This window comes from Streptomyces sp. NPDC017993 (assembly GCF_044328065.1).
Taxonomy (GTDB): domain Bacteria; phylum Actinomycetota; class Actinomycetes; order Streptomycetales; family Streptomycetaceae; genus Streptomyces.
The window spans coordinates 175358-201065 of record NZ_JBIRGO010000001.1 but is presented as its reverse complement, the minus strand read 5'-3'; the positions used below and the strand labels follow the sequence as shown (position 1 = coordinate 201065).

21 protein-coding genes and 3 tRNA genes are annotated in these 25708 nt (G+C 67.4%); 3 read left to right on the top strand and 21 right to left on the bottom strand.

Going from position 1 to position 25708, the window contains the following annotated elements:
- Positions 1–159: 159 nt before the first annotated feature.
- The 15 genes from tuf to ACH4FH_RS00895 form a co-directional block, all read right to left on the bottom strand.
- Positions 160–1353 carry an elongation factor Tu gene (tuf, locus tag ACH4FH_RS00965; RefSeq protein ID WP_398553595.1) on the bottom strand — a complete coding sequence of 398 codons (1194 nt, stop codon included), beginning with the start codon at positions 1351–1353 and terminating at the stop codon, positions 160–162.
- A 155-nt stretch (positions 1354–1508) separates the two neighbouring features.
- The gene (fusA, locus tag ACH4FH_RS00960) at positions 1509–3632 is read right to left on the bottom strand and encodes an elongation factor G (protein ID WP_398553594.1); all 2124 of its coding nucleotides are present in this window, start codon (positions 3630–3632) and stop codon (positions 1509–1511) included.
- Between the two features lie 39 nt (positions 3633–3671).
- Complete coding sequence (rpsG, locus tag ACH4FH_RS00955; protein WP_085925683.1) at positions 3672–4142, bottom strand: 30S ribosomal protein S7; 471 nt, start codon at positions 4140–4142, stop codon at positions 3672–3674.
- A 2-nt stretch (positions 4143–4144) separates the two neighbouring features.
- Entirely contained in the window at positions 4145–4516 is a 372-nt protein-coding gene (gene rpsL, locus ACH4FH_RS00950) for a 30S ribosomal protein S12 (RefSeq protein WP_003948652.1), read from the bottom strand.
- A 393-nt stretch (positions 4517–4909) separates the two neighbouring features.
- Positions 4910–5401 (bottom strand): DUF1707 and DUF4190 domain-containing protein, encoded by a 492-nt coding sequence (locus ACH4FH_RS00945; RefSeq protein WP_398553593.1) that lies wholly within the window; start codon positions 5399–5401, stop codon positions 4910–4912.
- A gap of 338 nt (positions 5402–5739) precedes the next feature.
- Positions 5740–9639 carry a DNA-directed RNA polymerase subunit beta' gene (locus ACH4FH_RS00940; protein ID WP_398553963.1) on the bottom strand — a complete coding sequence of 1300 codons (3900 nt, stop codon included), beginning with the start codon at positions 9637–9639 and terminating at the stop codon, positions 5740–5742.
- 130 nt (positions 9640–9769) lie between these two features.
- On the bottom strand, positions 9770–13255 hold the full coding sequence (gene rpoB / locus ACH4FH_RS00935) for a DNA-directed RNA polymerase subunit beta (protein ID WP_398553592.1): 3486 nt from the start codon (positions 13253–13255) through the stop codon (positions 9770–9772).
- 625 nt (positions 13256–13880) lie between these two features.
- Positions 13881–14264 (bottom strand): 50S ribosomal protein L7/L12, encoded by a 384-nt coding sequence (gene rplL, locus ACH4FH_RS00930; RefSeq protein WP_398553591.1) that lies wholly within the window; start codon positions 14262–14264, stop codon positions 13881–13883.
- 107 nt (positions 14265–14371) lie between these two features.
- Positions 14372–14923: a 50S ribosomal protein L10 gene (gene rplJ / locus ACH4FH_RS00925; RefSeq protein WP_393892715.1), complete on the bottom strand. Its 552-nt coding sequence runs from the start codon at positions 14921–14923 to the stop codon at positions 14372–14374.
- Positions 14924–15215: 292 nt separating this feature from the next.
- Positions 15216–16067 (bottom strand): hypothetical protein, encoded by an 852-nt coding sequence (locus tag ACH4FH_RS00920; protein WP_398553590.1) that lies wholly within the window; start codon positions 16065–16067, stop codon positions 15216–15218.
- Positions 16068–16216: 149 nt separating this feature from the next.
- Positions 16217–16933, bottom strand: a complete 717-nt coding sequence (gene rplA, locus ACH4FH_RS00915) for a 50S ribosomal protein L1 (protein ID WP_398553589.1) — start codon at positions 16931–16933, stop codon at positions 16217–16219.
- An 80-nt stretch (positions 16934–17013) separates the two neighbouring features.
- Positions 17014–17448, bottom strand: coding sequence for a 50S ribosomal protein L11 (rplK, locus tag ACH4FH_RS00910; RefSeq protein ID WP_398553588.1), 435 nt, complete (start codon positions 17446–17448; stop codon positions 17014–17016).
- Positions 17449–17617: 169 nt separating this feature from the next.
- Positions 17618–18487: a transcription termination/antitermination protein NusG gene (gene nusG / locus ACH4FH_RS00905; protein ID WP_398553587.1), complete on the bottom strand. Its 870-nt coding sequence runs from the start codon at positions 18485–18487 to the stop codon at positions 17618–17620.
- Positions 18488–18558: 71 nt separating this feature from the next.
- On the bottom strand, positions 18559–18855 hold the full coding sequence (secE, locus tag ACH4FH_RS00900; RefSeq protein WP_398553586.1) for a preprotein translocase subunit SecE: 297 nt from the start codon (positions 18853–18855) through the stop codon (positions 18559–18561).
- A 110-nt stretch (positions 18856–18965) separates the two neighbouring features.
- Positions 18966–19038 (bottom strand) — tRNA-Trp (locus ACH4FH_RS00895).
- A gap of 183 nt (positions 19039–19221) precedes the next feature.
- Between ACH4FH_RS00895 and ACH4FH_RS00890 the strand changes: the two genes are divergently transcribed.
- Both ACH4FH_RS00890 and ACH4FH_RS00885 read left to right on the top strand, forming a co-directional pair.
- Entirely contained in the window at positions 19222–20484 is a 1263-nt protein-coding gene (locus tag ACH4FH_RS00890) for a pyridoxal phosphate-dependent aminotransferase (protein ID WP_398553585.1), read from the top strand.
- Positions 20485–20634: 150 nt separating this feature from the next.
- A complete protein-coding gene (locus ACH4FH_RS00885) occupies positions 20635–21675 on the top strand; it encodes an adenosine deaminase (RefSeq protein ID WP_398553584.1) in 1041 nt (346 codons plus the stop codon).
- Here ACH4FH_RS00885 and ACH4FH_RS00880 read toward each other — a convergent pair.
- The 6 genes from ACH4FH_RS00880 to ACH4FH_RS00855 form a co-directional block, all read right to left on the bottom strand.
- Positions 21665–22720, bottom strand: a complete 1056-nt coding sequence (locus tag ACH4FH_RS00880; protein WP_398553583.1) for a UDP-N-acetylmuramate dehydrogenase — start codon at positions 22718–22720, stop codon at positions 21665–21667. The two genes, ACH4FH_RS00885 and ACH4FH_RS00880, sit on opposite strands and share 11 nt — an antisense overlap.
- An 83-nt stretch (positions 22721–22803) precedes the next feature.
- Complete coding sequence (locus ACH4FH_RS00875) at positions 22804–23238, bottom strand: MaoC family dehydratase (RefSeq protein WP_398553582.1); 435 nt, start codon at positions 23236–23238, stop codon at positions 22804–22806.
- Position 23239: 1 nt separating this feature from the next.
- Entirely contained in the window at positions 23240–23692 is a 453-nt protein-coding gene (locus ACH4FH_RS00870) for a MaoC family dehydratase N-terminal domain-containing protein (RefSeq protein ID WP_398553581.1), read from the bottom strand.
- An 87-nt stretch (positions 23693–23779) separates the two neighbouring features.
- Complete coding sequence (gene rpmG, locus ACH4FH_RS00865) at positions 23780–23944, bottom strand: 50S ribosomal protein L33 (RefSeq protein WP_006604855.1); 165 nt, start codon at positions 23942–23944, stop codon at positions 23780–23782.
- A gap of 88 nt (positions 23945–24032) precedes the next feature.
- A tRNA-Met gene (locus ACH4FH_RS00860) sits at positions 24033–24105 on the bottom strand.
- A 44-nt stretch (positions 24106–24149) separates the two neighbouring features.
- A tRNA-Thr gene (locus tag ACH4FH_RS00855) sits at positions 24150–24222 on the bottom strand.
- A gap of 182 nt (positions 24223–24404) precedes the next feature.
- On the opposite strand from ACH4FH_RS00855, the gene ACH4FH_RS00850 reads away from it, so the two are divergent.
- The gene (locus ACH4FH_RS00850) at positions 24405–25679 is read left to right on the top strand and encodes an amidohydrolase family protein (RefSeq protein WP_398553580.1); all 1275 of its coding nucleotides are present in this window, start codon (positions 24405–24407) and stop codon (positions 25677–25679) included.
- The last annotated feature ends 29 nt before the right edge of the window (positions 25680–25708 follow it).

Sequence of the window (25708 nt, the reverse complement as noted above, 5' to 3'; positions counted from 1 at the left end):
GACCCGCCCATCGTCGGCGACCCCGGCCCCGCTGACAAGACCCGGCCGCCGACAGCAGAAAGCGCCCGTACGACAGAAGTCGTACGGGCGCTTTCCTGAGCCACGAGCTGGCCGAGGCTCAAACGCTCCGAGGAGCTACCGGGTTACCCCGATCAACAATTACTTGTTGATCTTGGTGACCTGGCCGGCGCCGACGGTCCGGCCACCCTCACGGATGGCGAACTTCAGGCCCTCTTCCATGGCGACGGGCTGGATGAGCTCGACGCTCATCTCGGTGTTGTCGCCCGGCATGACCATCTCGGTGCCCTCGGGGAGGGTCACGACGCCGGTCACGTCCGTGGTACGGAAGTAGAACTGCGGGCGGTAGTTGTTGAAGAAGGGGGTGTGACGGCCACCCTCGTCCTTCGACAGGATGTACGCCTGGGCCTCGAAGGAGGTGTGGGGCGTAACCGAACCCGGCTTGATGATGACCTGGCCGCGCTCGACGTCCTCGCGCTTGATACCGCGAAGCAGCAGACCGACGTTCTCACCGGCCTGGCCCTCGTCGAGAAGCTTCCGGAACATCTCGATGCCGGTGACCGTGGTGGTGGTCTTCTCGGTCTTGATGCCGATGATGTCGACGGTCTCGTTGACCTTGAGGACACCACGCTCGATACGACCGGTGACAACGGTGCCACGGCCGGTGATCGTGAAGACGTCCTCGATCGGCATCAGGAACGGCTTGTCGACGTCGCGCTCGGGCTGCGGGATCGACTCGTCGACGGCGTTCATCAGGTTCAGGACCGACTGGCCCCACTCCTTGTCGCCCTCGAGCGCCTTGAGCGCCGAGACCTTGACGACCGGAACGTCGTCGCCCGGGAACTCGTACTCGGAGAGGAGCTCACGGACCTCGAGCTCGACGAGCTCCAGGATCTCCTCGTCGTCCACCATGTCGGCCTTGTTCAGCGCGACAACGATGTAGGGGACGCCGACCTGGCGGGCCAGGAGCACGTGCTCCTTGGTCTGCGGCATCGGGCCGTCGGTGGCGGCAACCACGAGGATGGCGCCGTCCATCTGCGCCGCACCCGTGATCATGTTCTTGATGTAGTCCGCGTGACCGGGGCAGTCAACGTGGGCGTAGTGACGGTTCTCCGTCTGGTACTCGACGTGCGCGATCGAAATCGTGATACCGCGCTGGCGCTCCTCAGGAGCCTTGTCGATCTGGTCGAAGGCCGAGGCCTCGTTCAGGTCCGGGTACGCGTCGTGCAGCACCTTGGTAATGGCGGCCGTGAGGGTCGTCTTACCGTGGTCAATGTGACCGATGGTGCCGATGTTGACGTGCGGCTTAGTCCGCTCGAACTTCGCCTTCGCCACTGGTTCCTCCTGGAGTGGTTCTGTACGCCTTACTCATCGGCGCCAGGTGATCTTTGCTGGGATGCCGGCTGCCGGGGTATTCCTCACGGATTGCGGGGTCTACCCCGGCAGACGGTGTCAAGCCTAAAGCGTGTTCCGACTATCGGGAGACGGAGCTATTCGCCCTTGGCCTTCGCGATGATCTCCTCGGCGACGTTCCGGGGAACCTCGGCGTAGGAGTCGAACTGCATCGAGTAGCTTGCGCGACCCGATGTCTTGCTGCGGAGGTCGCCGACGTAGCCGAACATCTCCGAGAGGGGAACCAGGCCCGTGACGAGCTTGGCGCCGCTGCGCTCCTCCATGGACTGAATCTGTCCACGGCGGGAGTTGATGTCGCCGATCACGTCGCCCATGTAGTCCTCGGGCGTGGTGACCTCGACCTTCATCATCGGCTCGAGCAGGGCCGGGGAGGCCTTGCGCGCGGCCTCCTTGAAGGCCATCGAACCGGCGATCTTGAACGCCATCTCGGAGGAGTCGACCTCGTGGTACGCACCGTCGAGGAGCGTGACCTTGACGCCGGTCAGCGGGTAGCCGGCGAGAACACCGAACTCCATGGCCTCCTGGCAGCCCGCGTCCACGGACGGGATGTACTCCCGCGGGATACGGCCACCGGTGACCTTGTTCTCGAACTCGTACCCGTCGCCCTCGAGCGGCGCGATCGCGATCTGCACCTTGGCGAACTGGCCGGAACCACCAGTCTGCTTCTTGTGCGTGTAGTCGAGACGCTCGACCGGCTTGCGCAGGGTCTCGCGGTACGCGACCTGCGGCTTGCCGACGTTGGCCTCGACCCGGAACTCACGGCGCATACGGTCGACCAGCACGTCGAGGTGCAGCTCGCCCATACCCGCGATGATGGTCTGGCCGGTCTCGTCGTCGGTGTGGACCTGGAACGACGGGTCCTCTTCGGCGAGGCGCTGGATGGCGACACCCAGCTTCTCCTGGTCGCCCTTGGACTTGGGCTCAATGGCGACCTGGATGACCGGGGCCGGGAACTCCATCGACTCAAGGATCACCGGGTTGCCCGAGTCGGACAGGGTCTCACCAGTGGTGGTCTGCTTCAGACCCATGACGGCGACGATGTCACCGGCACCCACCGACTCGATCTCCTCACGCTTGTTCGCGTGCATCCGGTAGATCTTGCCGATGCGCTCCTTCTTGCCCTTCACGGAGTTCAGCACCTGAGTGCCTGCCTCCATGCGGCCGGAGTACACACGGATGAACGTGAGCTTGCCGAGGTGCGGGTCGCTCGCGATCTTGAAGGCCAGGCCGGAGAAGGGGGCGTCGTCGGAGGGCTCGCGCTTGAGCACCTCGTCGGAGTCCTTCACGGAGTGGCCCTCGACGGCGCCGATGTCCAGCGGCGACGGGAGGTAGCGCACGACCGCGTCGAGCAGGGGCTGAACGCCCTTGTTCTTGAAGGCCGTACCGCAGAACACCGGGGTGACCGTGACGGAACCCTCGGCGCCGGTGGAGGCGATGGTGATGCGACGGATCGCCGCGTACAGCTGCTCCTCGGAGGGCTCCTTGCCCTCGAGGTACAGCTCCATCATCTCCTCGTCGTTCTCGGCGACGGCCTCGAGCAGCTTGCCGCGCCACTCGTCGGCCGCCTCGGCGTGCGAGGCCGGGATGTCGACGGTGTCGTACATCTCGCCCTTGGCAGCCTCGGCCGACCAGACCAGGGCCTTCATGGTGACGAGGTCGACGACACCCTTGAAGTCCATCTCGGTGCCGATCGGGATCTGCATGACCAGCGGCACCGCACCGAGGCGGTCCACGATCATGTCCACGCAGCGGTGGAACTCGGCACCCGTACGGTCGAGCTTGTTGACGAAGCAGATGCGCGGCACGCCGTAGCGGTCCGCCTGACGCCAAACGGTCTCGGACTGGGGCTCGACACCGGCAACACCGTCGAACACCGTCACCGCACCGTCCAGGACGCGCAGCGAGCGCTCCACCTCGACCGTGAAGTCGACGTGGCCCGGGGTGTCGATGATGTTGATGGTGTTGTCGACGTTGTTCAGCGGCCAGTGGCAGGTCGTCGCGGCAGACGTGATCGTGATGCCGCGCTCCTGCTCCTGCTCCATCCAGTCCATCGTGGCAGCGCCGTCGTGGACTTCACCGATCTTGTAAGAGACACCGGTGTAGAACAGGATCCGCTCGGTGGTGGTCGTCTTGCCCGCGTCGATGTGGGCCATGATCCCAATGTTGCGGACCGTGGCCAGGTCAAGCGAAGTGGTGGCCATATCGGCTCAATCTTCTCTCGGTCTCGATGTGGGGTGCGACTACCAGCGGTAGTGCGCGAAGGCCTTGTTGGACTCGGCCATCTTGTGCGTGTCCTCGCGCTTCTTGACCGAAGCACCGAGGCCGTTGGAGGCGTCGAGGAGCTCGTTCATGAGGCGCTCGGTCATGGTCTTCTCGCGACGGGCGCGGGAGTAACCCACGAGCCAGCGGAGCGAGAGGGTGCCGGCACGGCCGGGCTTGACCTCGACCGGGACCTGGTAGGTCGCGCCACCGACACGGCGGGACTTGACCTCAAGGGTCGGCTTGATGTTCTCGAGCGCGCGCTTGAGCGTGATGACCGGGTCGTTACCGGTCTTCTCGCGCAGACCCTCCATGGCGCCGTAAACGATGCGCTCAGCGGTGGAGCGCTTGCCGTTCAGCAGAACCTTGTTGATGAGGGAGGTCACCAGAGGAGAGCCGTAGACCGGGTCGATGATGACCGGGCGCTTCGGGGCGGGGCCCTTACGAGGCATTCTTACTTCTCCTTCTTGGCGCCGTAGCGGCTGCGAGCCTGCTTGCGGTTCTTGACGCCCTGCGTGTCGAGGGAGCCGCGGATGATCTTGTACCGAACACCCGGCAGGTCCTTCACACGGCCGCCACGCACGAGCACGATCGAGTGCTCCTGGAGGTTGTGGCCCTCACCCGGAATGTAAGCGGTGACCTCGATCCCGCTGGTCAGACGCACACGCGCGACCTTACGCAGGGCCGAGTTCGGCTTCTTCGGGGTGGTCGTGAAAACACGCGTGCAGACGCCACGGCGCTGGGGGGAACCCTCGAGCGCGGGCGTCTTGTTCTTCTCGACCTTGTCCTGCCGGCCCTTTCGGACCAGCTGCTGGATCGTAGGCACCGTTTCTCCGGTTTCTGTGTGCCAGTCTCGGTAAAGCTAACCTGGAACATTCCCGACCCACGCGGTCGGGTGTGTCGAACACTGCAGACCAACCCCCCGCTGGAACGAGGGAGGCGACAGATTGCGGTGTCAAAACCCGGCTGCCGTGCTCAGTGCGCTCCCGGCCGTAGCTGGGGAAGAATGCGCGCACGGCAGCCCAGGGACACCCCAGGCACAAGGTCAGAGCGTACCTACCGCATGGGCTGCGGTCAAAACAAATGCACACGCGAAGGACACGCCGGACTCCTCACGGCGTTGCGGCCACCGTAGTGGGATGAACGGCGGTACGGAAGAAGGCGCCACACTCCCGCAACATCCCCCGGCCACCGGGCGCCCCACGCCCCGCGCCCGCCGTCAGTTGACAGCGGCGAGCAAGATGAACACCAGGAAGAACAGCGCCCAGGCGCCGATCCCCAGCCAGCCGAGCACCAGCCCGGCGATCGCCTGCCCGTCCCCGCGCTCCCCGGTCCTGCGGATCTCGGCACGCGCCTTGTGCCCCAGGATCACGGCCGGGATGGACGTCAGACCCCAGGTCACCGGCGCCATGATCCCGCAGACCAGCGCGCCCGTGGCGGAGCCGTTCGTCTGCACCGGCATGGGCATCTGCATGGGCATCTGCATGGGCATCGGCATGAACGTCGCCGGCAACGGCCGCGGCTGGAACTGCGCCTGCGGCACCGGCCCCTGCGGAAGATCCGCGACCAGCATCTGCAGCTCGGAATGCGTCTGCGCCTGATAGGCGCGAGTGATCCGCTGCTCGTACTCCGACTGCCCGAGCCGGCCCTCGGCGAAGCCCGCCTTCAGCACATCGACCGCACGCTCACGATCGGCATGCGAGGCACGCATGGCCGGCACCTGATTCGACGGCTGGACGGGCTGCCCACCCTGCCACGGCTGGAATGCCACTTCGCGAACCTCCCCCCGCTCGACAGTTCTCCCCATCTTCTCATCAGAGACGCAGCAATGGGAGGACAAGTTCCCTCGTATGGAGGGGTGGCGCGGTACGCCCCGCGCTGCGGCCGGTCGGCGCCGCCACTGGACGCCCTGCGCGGGCCGCCCGCACCACACCCCACCCATACGGGAACGTACGACGCCGCTTGCCCCCTCCAACGCCGCAGGGCGGCCACCCCATCGGGGTGACCGCCCTGCGAACAGCGCGTTCCGGGACGTGTCCCGGTCCGGGCTTACTGGTTGTACGGACCGTAGTCGTAGTCCTCCAGCGGGACCGCCTGGCCGGAGCCGGTGCCGAAGGGCGAGTAGTCGATGTCGTCGTAACCGACGGCCGAGTACATCGCAGCCTTGGCTTCCTCGGTGGGCTCGACCCGGATGTTGCGGTAGCGGGACAGACCCGTACCGGCCGGGATGAGCTTACCGATGATGACGTTCTCCTTGAGGCCGATCAGGGAGTCCGACTTGGCGTTGATCGCCGCGTCGGTCAGAACCCGGGTCGTCTCCTGGAAGGACGCCGCCGACAGCCAGGACTCGGTGGCCAGCGAAGCCTTGGTGATACCCATCAGCTGCGGACGGCCGGAGGCCGGGTGGCCGCCTTCCGCCACGACGCGACGGTTCTCGCCCTCGAACTTCGTGCGCTCCACCAGCTCGCCCGGCAGCAGCTCCGCGTCGCCGGACTCGATGATCGTCACACGGCGCAGCATCTGCCGGATGATGATCTCGATGTGCTTGTCGTGGATCGCCACGCCCTGGCTGTTGTAGACCTTCTGGACCTCGCCGACCAGGTGGACCTGGACGGCACGCTGGCCGAGGATCCGCAGCACGTCGTGCGGGTTGATGGCACCCACGGTCAGCGGCTGGCCGACCTGGACGTGGTCGCCCTCGCCCACCAGCAGACGGGCACGCTTGGAGACGCCGTAGGCGGTCTCGTCGCTGCCATCGTCCGGGGTGACGACAACCTTCTTGGTCTTCTCGGTCTCCTCGATGCGGACGCGGCCGGCCGCCTCCGAGATCGGGGCGACGCCCTTGGGCGTACGGGCCTCGAAGAGCTCGACGACACGCGGCAGACCCAGGGTGATGTCGTCACCGGCCACACCACCGGTGTGGAAGGTACGCATCGTCAGCTGGGTGCCGGGCTCACCGATGGACTGGGCGGCGATGATGCCGACCGCCTCACCGATGTCGACCAGCTTGCCGGTGGCCAGCGAGCGGCCGTAGCAGAAGGCACAGGTGCCGACCGCGGACTCACAGGTCAGGACCGAGCGGGTCTTGACCTCCTCGACGCCGTGCGCGACCAGCTGGTCGATGAGCACGTCACCGAGGTCGACGTTCGCCGGGCCGACGACCTTGCCGTCGATGACGACGTCCTCGGACAGCATCCGCGCGTACACGCTGGACTCGACGTCGTCCGCCTTGCGCAGGACACCGTCGGCGCCCTTCGTGGCGATCCGCAGCTTGAGGCCACGCTCCGTGCCGCAGTCCTCCTCGCGAATGATGACGTCCTGGGAGACGTCGACCAGACGACGGGTGAGGTAGCCGGAGTCGGCGGTACGCAGGGCGGTGTCCGCCAGACCCTTACGGGCACCGTGCGTGGAGATGAAGTACTCCAGCACGGAGAGACCCTCACGGAACGACGCCTTGATGGGTCGCGGGATGGTCTCGTTCTTGGCGTTGGACACCAGACCACGCATACCCGCGATCTGACGCATCTGCATCATGTTTCCGCGAGCACCGGAGTCCACCATCATGAAGATGGGGTTGGTCTTCGGGAAGTTCTCATTCATCGCCTCGGCAACCTCGTTGGTCGCCTTGGTCCAGATGTTGATGAGCTCCTGCGTGCGCTCGTCCTTGGTGATCAGACCGCGCTCGTACTGCTTCTGGACCTTCTCGTCCTGGTCCTCGTAGCCCTTGACGATGGCCTTCTTGGCCTCGGGGACGACGATGTCCGAAACGGCGACGGTGACGCCGGAACGGGTGGCCCAGTGGAAGCCGGCCGCCTTCAGGTTGTCGAGCGTCGCCGCCACGATGACCTTGGGGTAACGCTCGGCCAGGTCGTTGACGATCGCGGAGAGCTGCTTCTTGCCCACCGAGTAGTCGACGAACGGGTAGTCCTCGGGCAGCAGCTCGTTGAAGAGCGCGCGGCCCAGGGTCGTGCGCAGCCGGAAGCTGTCGCCCTGCTGCCACTCGGGCTCGCCCTCTTCCGGAACCGGCGGGGTCCAGCCACGGGGCGGGACGGTGCCGATCGGGAAGCGGATGTCGACCTTCGCCTGGAGCGAGAGCTCCTTGGCGTCGAACGCCATGATCGCCTCGGCGGTCGAGCCGAACGCCCGGCCCTCGCCGATGACCTTGCGCTCCTCTTCATCCGTGGTGAGGAAGAAGAGGCCGAGCACCATGTCCTGGGTGGGCATGGTGACCGGACGGCCGTCGGCCGGCTTGAGAATGTTGTTCGAGGACAGCATCAGGATGCGGGCCTCGGCCTGGGCCTCCGCGGACAGCGGGAGGTGGACGGCCATCTGGTCACCGTCGAAGTCCGCGTTGAACGCGGTGCAGACGAGCGGGTGAATCTGAATGGCCTTGCCCTCGACCAGCTGCGGCTCGAAGGCCTGGATGCCCAGTCGGTGCAGGGTCGGTGCACGGTTCAGCAGCACCGGGTGCTCGGCGATGACCTCTTCGAGCACGTCGTAGACGACCGTGCGGCCGCGCTCGACCATGCGCTTCGCGCTCTTGATGTTCTGCGCGTGGTTCAGGTCGACCAGGCGCTTCATCACGAACGGCTTGAAGAGCTCCAGCGCCATGGCCTTGGGCAGACCGCACTGGTGCAGCTTGAGCTGCGGGCCGACGACGATGACGGAACGCGCCGAGTAGTCGACTCGCTTACCGAGCAGGTTCTGACGGAAACGACCCTGCTTGCCCTTGAGCATGTCGCTCAGGGACTTCAGCGGGCGGTTACCGGGACCGGTGACCGGGCGACCACGGCGGCCGTTGTCGAACAGCGCGTCGACGGCCTCCTGCAGCATCCGCTTCTCGTTGTTCACGATGATCTCGGGGGCACCGAGGTCAAGGAGACGCTTGAGGCGGTTGTTGCGGTTGATCACACGGCGGTACAGGTCGTTCAGGTCGGAGGTCGCGAAGCGGCCACCGTCCAGCTGCACCATCGGACGCAGGTCCGGGGGGATCACCGGGATGCAGTCCAGCACCATGCCCTTGGGGCTGTTGCGGGTCTGCAGGAAGGCGGAGACGACCTTGAGGCGCTTGAGCGCACGGGTCTTCTTCTGGCCCTTGCCGGTCCGGATGATCTCGCGGAGGCGCTCGGCCTCCTCCTCCAGGTCGAAGGTCTCCAGGCGCTTCTGCAGAGCAGCCGCACCCATGGAGCCGTCGAAGTACGTGCCGAAGCGGTCACGCAGCTCGCGGTAGAGGAGCTCGTCGCCCTCCAGGTCCTGGACCTTGAGGTTCTTGAAGCGGTTCCAGACCTCGTCGAGGCGGTCGATCTCGCGCTGCGCACGGTCACGCAGCTGCTTCATCTCACGCTCGGCACCCTCGCGCACCTTGCGGCGCACGTCGGCCTTGGCGCCCTCGGCCTCCAGCTCGGCCAGGTCGGTCTCGAGCTTCTTGGCGCGGGCCTCCAGGTCGGAGTCGCGACGCTGCTCGATCTGCTGACGCTCGACGGAGACGTGCGCCTCCAGCGAGGGCAGGTCGCGCGTACGGCGCTCCTCGTCCACCCACGTGATCATGTAGGCGGCGAAGTAGATGACCTTCTCGAGGTCCTTGGGCGCGAGGTCCAGCAGGTAGCCCAGCCGGCTCGGCACACCCTTGAAGTACCAGATGTGGGTGACGGGAGCGGCCAGCTCGATGTGGCCCATCCGCTCACGACGCACCTTGGCGCGAGTGACCTCGACGCCGCAGCGCTCGCAGATGATGCCCTTGAAGCGGACGCGCTTGTACTTACCGCAGTAGCACTCCCAGTCCCGGGTCGGACCGAAGATCTTCTCGCAGAAGAGTCCGTCCTTTTCGGGCTTGAGGGTGCGGTAGTTGATGGTCTCCGGCTTCTTGACCTCGCCGTGCGACCACTGACGGATGTCGTCAGCGGTAGCGAGGCCGATCCGCAGCTCGTCGAAGAAGTTGACGTCGAGCACTGTCGTCAATCCCTCTTTCAGGGTCGAGTCTCAATCATGGTCTGACTGGGGGTCCGGATGGGGGTCCCCCCAGGCCGTATCGGGCCTTGGGGGAGGGAGGAGCTCCTTGTGGGAGCCCCTCCCAGACCCGTCAGACCTCTTCGACGCTGCTCGGCTCGCGCCGGGACAGGTCGATACCGAGCTCTTCCGCTGCACGGAAGACGTCCTCGTCGGTGTCCCGCATCTCGATGGACATGCCGTCCGAGGACAGCACCTCCACGTTGAGGCACAGGGACTGCATCTCCTTGATGAGCACCTTGAAGGACTCGGGGATGCCCGGCTCGGGGATGTTCTCGCCCTTGACGATGGCCTCGTAGACCTTCACGCGGCCGGTCACGTCATCGGACTTGATCGTCAGCAGCTCCTGGAGGGCGTACGCGGCGCCATAAGCCTCCAGCGCCCACACCTCCATCTCACCGAAGCGCTGGCCACCGAACTGGGCCTTACCACCGAGCGGCTGCTGGGTGATCATCGAGTACGGACCGGTCGAACGCGCGTGCAGCTTGTCGTCGACCAGGTGGTGGAGCTTGAGGATGTACATGTAGCCGATCGAGATCGGCTCGGGGAACGGCTCACCGGAGCGGCCGTCGAACAGCCGCGCCTTGCCGGAGCCCTTCACCATGCGCTCGCCGTCGCGGTTCGGGATCGTGGACTCGAAGAGACCGGAGATCTCGTCCTCGCGCGCACCGTCGAACACCGGGGTGGCGACGTTGGAGCCGGGGGCGACCTCGTCGGCGGAGATGGCGTGGAGACGCTTCTTCCACTCCTCCTCGACACCCTCGACCTTCCAGCCCTGGCTGGCGAGCCAGCCGAGGTGGATCTCCAGGACCTGGCCCGGGTTCATTCGGGACGGGACACCCAGCGGGTTGAGGATGATGTCGACCGGGGTGCCGTCCTCCAGGAACGGCATGTCCTCGACCGGCAGGATCTTCGAGATGACGCCCTTGTTGCCGTGACGGCCGGCGAGCTTGTCACCATCGGTGATCTTGCGCTTCTGAGCGACGTAGACGCGGACCAGCTGGTTCACGCCCGGGGGCAGCTCGTCGCCCTCTTCGCGGTCGAAGACGCGGACGCCGATGACCTTGCCGATCTCACCGTGCGGCACCTTCAGCGAGGTGTCGCGCACCTCGCGCGCCTTCTCGCCGAAGATCGCGCGGAGCAGGCGCTCCTCGGGGGTCAGCTCGGTCTCACCCTTGGGCGTGACCTTGCCGACGAGGATGTCGCCGGCGACGACCTCGGCACCGATCCGGATGATGCCGCGCTCGTCGAGGTCGGAGAGGACCTCTTCGGAGACGTTCGGGATGTCCCGGGTGATCTCCTCGGGGCCCAGCTTGGTGTCACGGGCGTCGACCTCGTGCTCCTCGATGTGGATCGAGGAGAGGACGTCGTCCTGCACGAGGCGCTGCGACAGGATGATCGCGTCCTCGTAGTTGTGACCCTCCCAGGGCATGAACGCCACGAGCAGGTTCTTGCCGAGCGCCATCTCGCCTTCGTCCGTGGACGGACCGTCGGCGAGGACCTGGCCCTCGATGACCCGCGCGCCCTCGTCCACGACGACCTTCTGGTTGAAGGAGGTGCCCTGGTTGGAGCGGGTGAACTTGGCGACGCGGTACGTGGTGTACGTGCCGTCGTCGTTGGCGACGGTGACGTAGTCCGCGGAGACCTCCTGGACCACACCGTCCTTCTCCGCCTTGATGACGTCACCGGCGTCGACCGCACAGCGGTACTCCATGCCGGTGCCGACCAGCGGGGCCTCCGCCTTGATCAGCGGAACGGCCTGGCGCATCATGTTCGATCCCATGAGCGCGCGGTTGGCGTCGTCGTGCTCGAGGAACGGGATCATGGCGGTCGCGGCCGACACCATCTGGCGCGGCGAGACGTCCATGAAGTCCACCTCGTCGACGGTGACGAGGTCGACCTCGCCGCCACGACGGCGAACCAGCACACGCTGCTCGGCGAAGTGCATGTCCTCGGTCAGCGGCGCGTTGGCCTGCGCGATCAGGAAGCGGTCCTCCTCATCGGCGGTGAGGTAGTCCACCTCCTCGGTGACCTGGCCGTCGACGACCTTGCGGTAGGGCGTCTCGATGAAGCCGAAGACGTTGACCCGGCCGTAGGAGGCCAGCGAGCCGATCAGACCGATGTTGGGACCTTCAGGGGTCTCAATCGGGCACATGCGGCCGTAGTGCGAGGGGTGCACGTCACGGACGTCCAGACCGGCCCGCTCACGGGACAGACCACCCGGGCCCAGCGCCGACAGACGACGCTTGTGGGTCAGACCCGACAGCGGGTTGGTCTGGTCCATGAACTGCGACAGCTGGCTGGTGCCGAAGAACTCCTTGATGGAGGCGACGACCGGCCGGATGTTGATCAGGGTCTGCGGCGTGATCGCCTCGACGTCCTGGGTGGTCATGCGCTCACGCACGACGCGCTCCATACGAGCCAGACCCGTGCGGACCTGGTTCTGGATGAGCTCGCCGACGTTACGCAGACGACGGTTGCCGAAGTGGTCGATGTCGTCGGTCTCGACGACGATCGTCCGGCCGGACTCGCCGGTCGTCTCGGTCTCGCCGGCGTGCAGCTTGACCAGGTACTTGATCGTCGCGATGACGTCGTCGGTGGTCAGCACACCCGCGTCGAGCGGCTCGTCGCCACCGAGCTTCTTGTTGACCTTGTAGCGGCCGACCTTGGCGAGGTCGTAACGCTTCGGGTTGAAGTAGAGGTTCTCGAGCAGCGTCTGCGCGGCCTCACGGGTGGGCGGCTCGCCCGGACGCAGCTTGCGGTAGATGTCGAGCAGCGCGTCGTCCTGGCCCTGGGTGTGGTCCTTCTCCAGGGTGGCGCGCATGGACTCGTACTCGCCGAACTCCTCAAGGATCTGCTCGGTCGTCCAACCGAGAGCCTTGAGCAGGACGGTCACGGACTGCTTGCGCTTACGGTCGATGCGCACACCGACCATGTCGCGCTTGTCGATCTCCAGCTCCAGCCAGGCACCGCGGGACGGGATGACCTTGGCCGAGAAGATGTCCTTGTCGGACGTCTTGTCGATGGAGCTGTCGAAGTAGACGCCCGGCGAGCGGACCAGCTGCGAGACGACGACACGCTCGGTGCCGTTGATGCAGAAGGTGCCCTTGTTCGTCATGAGCGGGAAGTCGCCCATGAAGACCGTCTGGGACTTGATCTCGCCGGTCTCGTTGTTGGTGAACTCGGCGGTGACGAAGAGCGGAGCCGCGTACGTGAAGTCGCGCTCCTTGCACTCGTCGATGGAGTTCTTCGGGGGCTCGAAGCGGTGGTCGCGGAACGTCAGCGACATCGACCCGGAGAAGTCTTCGATCGGGGAGATCTCTTCAAAGATCTCTTCGAGACCGGACTTGGTGGGGACTTCCTGCCCACTCTCCAGCGCAGCCTCGACGCGACCCTTCCATGCGGCATTGCCGAGCAGCCAGTCGAAGCTTTCGGTCTGCAGCGCAAGGAGGTTCGGAACCCCGAGGGGCTCCTTGATCTTCGCAAAAGAGATGCGCAGCGGGGCGGTGCTGTCGCCGTTGTTCGTATTGGCAGTCGAGGCGTTGCGCGAGGCGGCCAAGAGGGGGTCCTTCCGAGGGCTCGGACTCACTACGCGCGTACCGGTCCCGGATCGAGCAGTCGGACGGAAAGCCCTGGTCGGGGCGGTCATTCAACTGGACTCGGATTCAGGTATGCCCCTGGTGACGGGCAGGGAGCAGCTAACAGGCAGCGCAAAGGGTCAGTGTAGCCACTTGGCACACTGATGTCCAGAGCGAGGTTCCGGAGACCGGCTCAGCACCGTGATACCGATCTTCTCCCTCCGGGAGGGCGCATCCTCCGAACCGGAGGAGCCCCTCGTTGTTCTTCTCTACGCCCAATGCCCTGCGCCTGCCGAAAGCCCTGCGCCAGTGGCGCACACCGATGCTTCCCTCTTCGTCCGCGATCCATGCCTCGGACCCTGGATCGCTTCTGCGTCGCGTCCCGAGAATTGCGCGCCGCGTCCGGTTCGTCAAGGCCCCCCACCTCAGGGAGATCGTCACATGGGGCACGTTCGGACGACGAAGATCACCATACTCGCACGTCGGGCCGGGCCAACGCAGCAGTGGCGGAGAGCGCCGAAGGGCGACCACCCGCATGGGTGATCGCCCTTCGCTGTGCCCCGAGCGCCTCAGGCGCCCAGGACGTGAGTCAGAGACTCAGTGAAGTCACTTGACCTCGACCGAGGCGCCGGCGCCCTTGAGGGACTCGGCGGCCTTGTCCGCGGCGGCCTTGTCGACCTTCTCGAGGACGGGCTTCGGGGTGCCGTCGACGAGGTCCTTGGCCTCCTTCAGGCCCAGGGAGGTCAGCTCACGCACGACCTTGATGACCTGGATCTTCTTGTCGCCGGCGCCGGTGAGGATGACGTCGAACTCGTCCTGCTCCTCGACCTCGGCGGCCGGGGCGCCCGGGGCACCGGCGGCGGCAACGGCGACCGGGGCGGCAGCCTCGACGTCGAACTTCTCCTCGAAGAGCTTGACGAACTCGGAGAGCTCGATGAGGGTCATCTCTTCGAACTGCGCGAGCAGGTCTTCCTGGCTGAGCTTCGCCATGGTGGCGGTCCTTCCACTAATTCGGCTGGTGCCGGATGTACATGAATGGCGGGCGTACGGGCCCGCTGGACTACTGAGAGCCACACCCCGCGAGGGGTATGTGAGTGCTACTCGGCAGCCTCGGCGGGAGCCGGCGTACCGGCACCGCCCTGCTCGACCTTGCTGCGAAGCGCGTCCGCGGTGCGGGCGAACTTCGTGAGCGGGGCCTGGAAGGTCGCCGCGGCCTTGGCCATGGACGCCTTCATGCCACCCGCCAGCTTGGCGAGCAGAACCTCGCGGGACTCGAGGTCCGCAAGCTTCTTGATCTCGTCGGCGGACAGCGCCTTGCCGTCAAGGACACCGCCCTGGATGACGAGAGCGGGGTTCTCCTTGGCGAAGTCACGAAGACCCTTCGCCGCCGTGACCGGGTCACCGGTAACGAAGGCAACAGCGGTCGAGCCCTTGAGGTGCTCGTCCAGCTGAATCCCGGCCTCATTGGCCGCGATCTTGGTCAGCGTGTTCTTCACCACACGGTACTGAGCGTTCTCACCGAGCGAACGACGCAGCTCCTTGAGCTGCGCAACGGTAAGACCGGTGTACGCGGTCACTACAGCAGCGTTGGAGTTACGGAACTTGTTCGTAATCTCCTCGACAGCTGCGACCTTGTCGGGCCTCGCCATGAGCCTCGGCCTCCTTCCGGGTGATGAGGACCGCGCAGAAGGGGCTGGGCAAAACAAACGCCCCGGCGCAGGCGCACGGGGCGTGACTCGACCGGACATACGTCCGGGAGTTCATCCACACATACCTGCGCAGGCCGTCCGCAATAGCTAGCGGATCCTTCGGCCACCACACGCCCGAGATCGGACGCGCAGAGACAACCAGCGGTCTTTGGCTTCTCGCATACGGTACGGGACGCCCTGCGCTCAGGCAAATTGGCAAAGAGGGGGCGCCCATGACGCCCCCTCGGTCCGTCTACTGGGAGATCTTGTCGAAGTCCACGGTGTCGCCCGCCGGCGGCTCCTCGACCGTGACCTCGGTGCCGTAGTCGGAGTAGAACACCGTCGAGTCGAAGACGGCGGTCTTGCTGTCGGTCAGCTCGCGCTTCTTGACCAGCAGGTTGTCCGCGTTGATCCACAGATCGATGGTCTCGTTCTTCGTGCCCGACTGCTCCAGCTGCTGCTGGAGGGCGTTGATGTCCGCCTCGCTGATGTTCTTGGACTGCATACGGGTCAGCTCGGCCACCGAGAGCGTGCCGGTGAAGTGGGTCGCCTGGACGCCGCGGACGTCTTCCTTGCCGACTTCCTTGACCTTGCCCGAGGCGATCAGCAGCTCCATCGCGCGGGTCGGGTTGTTGTTCTGCATCTGGTCCTTGAGCAGCGCGCCCGCCGGACCCATCTTCTTCGCCAGGGCGTCGTAGTCGTACTTCACCCAGGACTTGCCGCCCACCGGCATCCCGGCGGCGCCCATGTTCATGAACATCGCCTGCGGCGTGTAGAGCGCCTTGATGGGCTTGCCCGCCACCGGGGACTGCGCGCCGGACTGGGTGATGTCGACGTTCATCCGCATGCCCTGGGACCAGTCCAGGGCACCCTTCATGGTCTGGTTCGACGGTCCGTTCTTGACCGTGCCCTCGACCTTGGCGGACTTCTCGCCGCCCGTCTGCTGCGAGGCGGTCCGCAGCGTGGCCAGCGCGGCCTGCAACGGAGACTTCTCCCCCGCCGCGTCGCTCCCGCCACCGCCACCGCTGTTGCCACCGCTACAGGCGGTGAGACCGGCCATCATGACAACTCCCGCCACAGCGGCGGTCATACGAGTGCTACGCATGTGAGGCTCCCCCTTTTAGATCACCTTTATGGACCTCGGGGGTGACTGTAGTGCAGGGCACCGACACGGAACGCCTCAGGCCCCGTTCTCCCAAGGGAGGACGGGGCCTGAGGGCACGTATCGCGCGCTACGGGGCGTCGATCAGGAGATCAGACGGCCTCGTCCTCGACAAGGAGGTTGCGGGTGCGGTTGGAGTCCAGCGGGATGCCGGGGCCCATCGTGGTGGTGATGGTCGCCTTCTTGATGTAGCGGCCCTTGGCGGCGGACGGCTTGAGGCGGTTGATCTCCTCGAGCGCCGCGGCGTAGTTCTCCACCAGCTTGGTCTCGTCGAAGGAGACCTTGCCGATGATGAAGTGGAGGTTCGCGTGCTTGTCCACGCGGAACTCGATCTTGCCGCCCTTGATGTCGGTGACAGCCTTGGCGACATCCGGGGTGACGGTGCCGGTCTTCGGGTTCGGCATCAGACCACGCGGACCGAGCACGCGGCCGAGGCGGCCGACCTTGCCCATGAGGTCCGGGGTGGCGACGACGGCGTCGAAGTCCAGACGGCCCTTGGAGACCTCGTCGATCAGTTCGTCGGAGCCGACGATGTCGGCGCCGGCGGCTTCCGCGGCCGCAGCACGGTCACCGGTCGCGAAGACCAGGACCCGGGCGGTCTTACCGGTGCCGTGCGGAAGGTTCACGGTGCCACGGACCATCTGGTCGGCCTTGCGCGGGTCAACGCCCAGACGCATGGCAACCTCGACGGTCGCGTCGAACTTGGCGGACGAGGTGTCCTTGGCGAGACGGACGGCCTCGAGCGGGGCGTACAGACGCTCCCGGTCGATCTTCGCGTCCGCGTTGCGAAGAGTCTTGCTGCGCTTCACTGCTGCTCCTGAGTGATGGAGATGGAGTCGTGGTGCGGGCCAGCGCCTGGCCCTGCCACGGGGTGCCTACGAGGTGGCGGTCAGCCCTCGACCGTGATGCCCATGGAACGCGCGGTGCCGGCGATGATCTTCGCCGCGGCGTCCAGGTCATTCGCGTTCAGGTCGGGCATCTTGGTCGTGGCGATCTCGCGCACCTGGGCGTCGGTGATCTTCGCGACCTTCTTGGTGTGCGGCTCGCCGGAGCCCTTCTCCACACCCGCGGCCTTGAGGATCAGCTTCGCGGCCGGCGGAGTCTTCGTGATGAAGGTGAAGGAGCGGTCTTCGTAGACCGTGATCTCCACCGGCACGACCATGCCACGCTGCGACTCGGTCGCTGCGTTGTAGGCCTTGCAGAACTCCATGATGTTGACGCCGTGCTGGCCCAGCGCGGGGCCGACCGGCGGAGCCGGGTTTGCGGCGCCGGCGCTGATCTGGAGCTTGATAAGCCCCGTGACCTTCTTCTTCTTGGGAGGCATGCTCTCTCCGGGTCCTAGTGAGAGTTGTTTCGCCTCGCGATCCGGTCATCCGGATGGAGGCATACCGCACAACGATAACGGGTATAGTCGCGCGGCCAAAAACCGAGCAGGTCAGACGGGCCGCGAAGCCCGTCTGACCTGCTCGGTATGGCTGGTGTTCCGGAAGAAACTAGTTCTTCTGGATCTGGTCGAAGCTGAGCTCGACCGGGGTCTCGCGGCCGAAGATCTCGACCAGGCCCTTGACCTTCTTCGAGTCGGCGTTGATCTCGTTGATCGTCGCCTGCAGCGTCGCGAACGGGCCGTCGGTGACGGTGACGGAGTCGCCCACCTCGAAGTCCAGCACCTGGACCTCGACCTTGCGGGACGGCGCCGGCTTGCCCTCGGCCGCGGCGGCCTCCTTGGCGGCCTTCTCCTCGGCCTCCGGTGCGAGCATCTTGACGATCTCGTCCAGCGTCAGCGGGTACGGGTCGTAGGCGTTGCCGACGAAGCCCGTGACACCCGGGGTGTTACGGACGACGCCCCAGGACTCGTTCGTCAGGTCCATGCGCACCAGGACGTACCCGGGGAGCTTGTTCTGCCGGACGGTCTTGCGCTCGCCGTTCTTGATCTGGGCGACCTCTTCCTGCGGCACCTCGGCCTGGAAGATGAAGTCCTCGACGTTCAGCGAGACGGCGCGCTGCTCGAGGTTGGTCTTCACACGGTTCTCGTAACCCGCGTAGGTGTGGATGACGTACCACTCGCCGGGGAGAGTGCGCAGCTCGTCACGGAGGGCGGCCACCGGGTCGACCGGCTCCTGCTCCTCCGCCGGCTCCGCCGACTCGTCCTCGTCGGCCTCATCGTTCTCGACGTGCACCGCGGCCTCTTCGGCGGGCTCGCCGGCAGCAGCGTCCTCGGCGTCGAGCTCATCGACGCCGTCGGCGTTCTCGACGATCTCCAGAGCGGTGTCGTCGCCCTCGACCTCGGCCGAGACGGCCTCGTCAACGTCGGCCTCTGCAGCCGCGACGGGCTCGGCGGCGTCGTTCAGGTTCGGGTCAGACACGTGGCTGCTTCTTCCTTGCTTCAAGGGGTTGAACATGCGAAAAGGCGCCCGCTGAGGCGCCCTCCGCGGGGTCAGCCGAAGACGTACCCGACGACTCGGTTGATACCCAAGTCAATCACGGTTACGAGACCGATGATGATGACAACGAAGACGATCACCACGCTGGTGTACGTCGACAGCTGGTTGCGCGACGGCCAGACAACCTTGCGGAGTTCCGCCACGACCTGGCGGTAGAAGAGCGCGAGCCTCGCGAAGGGGCCCTTCTTGCCGCGCTTACCGCCACGACGGGGCTTCTTCTCGGAGTCTTCGGTTGCATCCTCGGAACGACCGCGCTCAGGCATGTCGATGGAGCCCAGGGCGTCCGTCACTCGTCCTCACCTGAATCCGGGTCGTGGCCGTGCCGCGCCCGGTTGAGCCGCACGGCGGTGCATTTCAGTACGTACGCGTGCACACACTTTCAGTGACCAAGTGCGTGTAGCAGGGCCGGAGGGACTTGAACCCCCAACCGCTGGTTTTGGAGACCAGTGCTCTACCAATTGAGCTACGACCCTTTGTGGTTCCCCCAACCTACCGCATGCGGCCGACTGCACTAAGTGCGTGAGTCGCGGCGGCCTGTTGGGAGCCAACGGTCAGCGAGTGTACGTGCTTCCGGGCCGGGCGTCGAACAGAAACGTCCCGGGTGGCGCCGCCAAACCCATGTGCCCGGCCGGTCGGCGGTCTGCGACGATGCATATATGAGCGCTGCTACTCCTTCTGCATCGTCCCCCGCCACCCCTCCCCAGGGATCGCCCACCGACCGCCGGGTATCGGCTCGCGTCGGCTCGATCTCCGAGTCCGCGACCCTCGCCGTCGACGCCAAGGCGAAGGCCCTCAAGGCCGCCGGGCGTCCAGTGATCGGCTTCGGCGCCGGTGAGCCCGACTTCCCCACGCCCGACTACATCGTCGAGGCGGCCGTCGAGGCGTGCCGCAACCCCAAGTTCCACCGCTACACCCCGGCCGGCGGCCTCCCCGAGCTGAAGTCCGCGATCGTCGCGAAGACGCTGCGTGACTCCGGCTACGAGATCGAGGCCGCCAACGTTCTGGTGACCAACGGCGGCAAGCAGGCCATCTACGAGGCGTTCGCGGCCATCCTCGACCCGGGCGACGAGGTCATCGTCCCGGCGCCGTACTGGACCACGTACCCCGAGTCGATCCGCCTCGCGGGCGGCGTGCCGGTCGACGTGGTCGCCGACGAGACCACCGGGTACCGCGTGAGCGTGGAGCAGCTGGAGGCGGCCCGCACGCCCCGCACCAAGGTGGTGCTGTTCGTCTCGCCGTCGAACCCGACCGGTGCGGTCTACGGCCGCGAGCAGGTCGAGGAGATCGGCCGCTGGGCCGCGGAGCACGGCCTGTGGGTCATGACCGACGAGATCTACGAGCACCTGGTCTACGGCGACGCCGAGTTCAGCTCGCTGCCGGTCGTCGTGCCGGAGCTGCGCGACAAGTGCATCATCGTCAACGGTGTGGCGAAGACGTACGCGATGACCGGCTGGCGCGTGGGCTGGGCGATCGCCCCCAAGGACGTCATCAAGGCCGCCGCGAACCTCCAGTCGCACGCCACGTCCAACGTCTCCAACGTCGCGCAGGCGGCGGCGATCGCGGCGGTCTCCGGTGACCTCGCCGCAGTCGACGAGATGAAGGTCGCCTTCGACCGGCGGCGTCGCACGATCGTGCGGATGCTCAACGAGATCGACGGCGTGCTGTGCCCGGAGCCGGAGGGTGCGTTCTACGCCTACCCGTCGGTGAAGGGGCTCCTGGGCAAGGAGATCCGCGGCAAGCGCCCGCAGACCAGCGTCGAGCTGGCCGGCCTGATCCTGGAGGAGGCGGAGGTCGCGGTCGTTCCCGGCGAGGCCTTCGGCACCCCCGGTTACCTGCGGCTTTCCTACGCGCTGGGCGATGAGGACCTGGTCGAGGGCGTCTCCCGGCTGCAGAAGCTGCTGGCCGAGGCGAAGGACTGAGGTGCGTCTCCCGGCCGCCCTCGGGCGGCCGGGAGGCACACGTGCGAGCGGGCGTCCGGAGGCTTCCGGGCGCCCGCTCGCACGTTCCCCGGGACACCCCTTCGGGAAAGGCCCTACCGGCGTGCCGGGTGCATGCGGCAAGATCTCTGGATGGAGAGCTTTCGTGAGGTCCGCCGGTTGCCGAAGGCCCATCTGCACCTGCATTTCACCGGTTCGATGCGGGCCACGACGCTGCTGGAGCTCGCCGACAAGTACGGCGTCCATCTGCCGGAGGCCCTCCGGGGCGGGGAGCCGCCCCAGCTGCGCGCCACTGACGAGCGCGGGTGGTTCCGCTTCCAGCGGCTCTACGACATCGCCCGGTCGTGCCTGCGGTCCCCCGAGGACATCCAGCGGCTGGTGCGCGAGGCGGCCGAGGAGGACGTCCGGGACGGGTCGGGGTGGCTGGAGATCCAGGTCGACCCGACGTCGTACGCGCCGCGGCTCGGCGGCCTGATCCCGGCGCTGGAGATCATCCTGGACGCGGTCGCGAGCGCCTCCCGGGACACCGGTCTCGGCATCCGCGTGCTCGTCGCCGCGAACCGGATGAAGCACCCCCTGGACGCCCGGACACTGGCGCGCCTCGCGGTGCGCTACGCCGATCGGGGCGTCATCGGCTTCGGCCTGTCCAACGACGAACGCCGGGGATTCGCCCGGGACTTCGACCGCGCGTTCGCCATCGCCCGGGAGGGTGGTCTGCTCGCGGCGCCGCACGGCGGTGAGCTGTCGGGGCCGGCGAGCGTGCGGGACTGTCTGGACGATCTGCACGCCGGGCGGGTGGGGCACGGCGTACGGGCGGCGGAGGACCCCGCCCTGCTGCGCCGGCTGGCCTCCCGGGGCGTGACCTGCGAGGTGTGCCCGGCGTCGAATGTGGCGCTGGGGGTCTACGAGAAGCCCGAGGACGTGCCGCTGCGGACGCTGTTCGAGGCCGGGGTGCCGATGGCGCTGGGCGCGGACGACCCGCTGCTGTTCGGCGCGCGGCTGGCCGCGCAGTACGAGATCGCGCGCTCCGCACACCACTTCACCGACGCCGAGCTGGCGGAGCTGGCCCGGCAGTCGGTCCGCGGCTCACGGGCGCCGGAGGGCGAGCAGCAACGCCTGCTGGCGGGCATCGACGCCTGGCTGGCGGACGACCGGGCGTCGGCTACAGGCTGACGCCGACCGTCACGGGCTCGTTGACCAGCACGACGCCGAAGGCCGCGTGCACCCCGTCGCGCACCTCGCGGGCCAGGGCGAGGAGGTCCTCGGTGGTGGCCTCACCGCGGTTGGTGAGCGCGAGGGTGTGCTTGGTGGAGATGCGGGCGGGCCCGCTGCCGTAGCCCTTGGTGAACCCGGCGCGGTCGATGAGCCAGGCGGCGGAGGTCTTCACCCGGCCGTCGCCTGCCGGGAAGGCGGGGGGTGCGGTGTCGGGCCCGAGGCGGTCGTGGACGCGCTGCACGAAGGCGGCGTGCTCGGCCTCGGTGAGGATCGGGTTGGTGAAGAAGGAGCCGGCCGACCAGGTGTCGTGGTCGGCGGCGTCCAGCACCATGCCCTTGCCGGCGCGCAGGGCCAGGACGGTCTCCCTGGCGGTGGTGGCCGGCACCCGCTCGCCGGGCTCGACGCCGAGGACGCGGGCGGTCTCGGCGTATTTCAGGGGCGCGGAGAGCCCGCCGGCGTCCTCCAGGGCGAACCGCACCCGCAGCACGACGAAGCGCTCGGGGTCCTGCTTGAAGCGGCTGTGGCGGTAGGAGAAGCCGCAGTCGGCGTTGGGGATCGTGACGGTCTCGCCGACCCGGCGGTCGTAGGCGACGACCTCGGTGATGGTGGCGGAGACTTCCTGGCCGTACGCGCCGACGTTCTGGATCGGCGTGGCGCCCGCGGATCCCGGGATGCCCGCCAGGCATTCGACCCCGGCCAGTCCGGCCTCGACCGTGCGGGCCACCGCGTCGGACCAGTTCTCGCCCGCGGCGAGTGTCAGGGCCGTGCCGTCGAGCGCGAAGCCCCGGGTGGCGATGCGCAGCGCCGTGCCCTCGAAGCCCTTGTCGCCGATGACGAGGTTGCTGCCGCCGCCGATGAGCAGCAGGGGGGTGCCGGCGTCGTCGGCCGCGCGGACGGCCGCGATCACCTCGTCGTCGGTGGTGGCCGTGACGAGGCGGGTCGCGGGGCCACCGAGCCGGAAGGTGGTCAGCGGGGCGAGGGGGGCGTCGTGGAGTTCCTGCACGCGCCCAAGGGTACGGGGGCGGGCCGGCAGCCGTCGGCCTGGCCGCCCCGGGCGGGGCGGCTCAGGGCCTGCGGGCGCCGTCGCTAGGCGAGCCGGACCACGGCGCGGGACATGCCCAGCACCTTCTGGCCGGCGCTGGTCGCGGTGAGGTCGACGCGGACCGTGCGGTCGCTGTCGTCGAGCTTGGCCGCGACCTTGGCGCTGACCTCGATCAGCGCGCCGGTCTCGTCGTTGGGGACTATGACGGGCTTGGTGAAGCGCACGCCGTACTCGGCGACGGCACCCGGGTCGCCCGCCCAGTCGGTGACCACGCGGATCGCCTCGGCCATGGTGAACATGCCGTGCGCGATGACGTCCGGCAGTCCGACCTCCTTGGCGAACTTCTCGTTCCAGTGAATCGGGTTGAAGTCACCGGAGGCGCCGGCGTACCGGACGAGGGTGGCGCGGCTCACGGGAAAGGACTGCGCCGGGAGTTCGGTGCCGACCTCGACGTCGTCGTAGGAGATCTTCGCGGTCATCTCAGGCCCCCTCGGCGGCGCGGGCCACCAGCTTGGTGAATGCGGTCACGACGTGTTCGCCCGCCTCGTCGTGCACCTCACCGCGGATGTCGATGATGTCGTTGCCCGCCATGGTCTTGATCGCCTCGATGGTGGAGGTGACGGTCAGTCGATCACCGCTGCGCACCGGACGGCGGTAGGCGAACTTCTGATCGCCGTGTACCACCCGGCTGTAGTCCAGGCCCAGTTGCGGGTCCTCGACGACCTGTCCCGCGGCCTTGAAGCTGATGGCGAAGACAAAGGTCGGCGGCGCGATCACATCGGGATACCCGAGGGCCTTGGCCGTCTCGGGGTCCGTGTAGGCGGGATTGCTGTCGCCGATGGCCTCGGCGAATTCGCGGATCTTTTCCCGGCCGACCTCGTACGGGTCGGTGGGCGGGTACGTGCGTCCGACAAAAGACGGGTCGAGCGCCATGGGCTCGCAACCTCCCTGTACTGAAGTGGTGACAACGCCGTGAGGCCGCCCCCAAAAAATGGGGACGGCCTCACGAACGAGCCTGAGTTATCGCGTCTCGCGGTGCGCGGTGTGCGAGTTGCAACGGGGGCAGTGCTTCTTCATCTCAAGACGGTCCGGGTCGTTGCGCCGGTTCTTCTTGGTGATGTAGTTCCGCTCCTTGCACTCCACGCAGGCCAGCGTGATCTTCGGGCGGACGTCTGTGGCAGCCACGTGAGTGCTCCTTGACGGACGGATGGACGGGTGAACGCATAAAAGAGTAGCCGATCGGAGGACCGAGCCCACAATCGGCTACTGTCAGTAGCGGTGACCGGACTTGAACCGGTGACACAGCGATTATGAGCCGCTTGCTCTACCGACTGAGCTACACCGCTGCGATGTGGGAGACCCCGCCCGAAGGCGAGGAACCTCACACCAGAGCCCCAATACGGAATCGAACCGTAGACCTTCTCCTTACCATGGAGACGCTCTGCCGACTGAGCTATTGGGGCGAGCGATGAAGACATTACACGGCCCGCAGCCAAAGGTGAAATCCGAATCCGGGCCGTCCCACAGCCGCCTCGCGCACCACACCGGTACGACTTTTTCGCGCCTGCTCGATGCTCTCCCGACGGCCCCCTAGGCTCGGCTGAACGCTGCGTGATCTTGCACGCCCGTGCCTTCGAGGAGCGCGATGTCCGACGGTTCGCCGCAGCCGCAACCACAGCCGGGACAGCCCGGGAAGCCCGACCGTTCCGGTCGGCGCGCCAGGTCGGACAACGGTGCGCTGCTGCTGTGCGGCGCCCGCCTCGCCGACGGTCGCACAGTGGACGTACGGCTCGGCGGCGGGCACATCGAGGCCGTCGGGACGACCGGCAGCCTCCCGGCGCAGAGTTCCCGCGTGGACCTCGCCGGCTATCTCCTGCTGCCCGCTCCCGCCGAACCCCACGCACACTGCGACACGGCCCTGACGGCGGACTCCGACGGCCCCGCCTCCGACTCGCCCGAGGACGTCCAACGGCGCACGACGGAGGCCGCGCTGCTGCAACTCGGGCACGGGGCCACCGCCTCCCGCAGCCATGTGCGGATCGGCGGCGTCCAGGGCCTGCGGTCGCTGGAGGCGGTGCTCCAGGCCCGCAGGTCGCTGCGCGGCCTCGCGGAGCTGGCGGCGGTGGCGGTGCCGCGGGTGCTGACCGGGGTGGCCGGCGCGGACGGGCTGGCGATGCTGCGGGACGCCGTGAAGATGGGCGCCTCGGTCATCGGCGGCTGCCCGGATCTCGACCCCGACCCGGCCGGATACATGGAGACGGTCCTGGAGATGGCCGGGGAGCACGGCTGCCCCGTGGACCTGCACACGGACGGCGACGACCCGGCGCGGCTGGCACGCTTCGCGGCGATGGCGGGCGGGCTTCGGTCCGGCGTGGCCTTGGGGCCGTGCGCCGGGATGGCGCGGATGCCGCGCAGTGTGGCGTCCCGGGTCGCCGAGCAGCTCGCCGCCGCCGACGTCACCGTCGTCTGCCTGCCGCAGGGCGACTGCACGGCCCTGGAGCGCTACGGCTCACGAGTGTCCCGGCCCGCCCCCGTGCGGCTGCTGCGCGCCGCCGGGGTGCGGGTCGCGGCGGGCAGCGGGGCGCTGCGCGACGTGGCGAACCCGGTCGGCCGCGGCGACCCCCTGGAGGCGGCGTACCTGCTGGCCTCCTTGGGCGAGGCCACGCCGGAGGCGGCGTACGAGGCGGTGAGCGGCGCGGCGCGAGCGACGCTGGGCCTGCCGGAGGTACGCGTCGAGGCGGGCTTCCCCGCCGAGCTGCTGGCGGTACGCGGGGAGCGGATCGCCGGGGTGCTCTCCCTCGCCTACAGCCGAATCGTGGTGCACCGGGGGCGCGTTGTCGCGCGCACCAGCGCGGTGCGTGAGTACTGCGACTCGGCGGCCGAGGTGGCGTTGGACCTGCCCCGCCAGTCACAGCGCTGAGTCGAGGCCCCGACAGCGTTGCGGCGCAC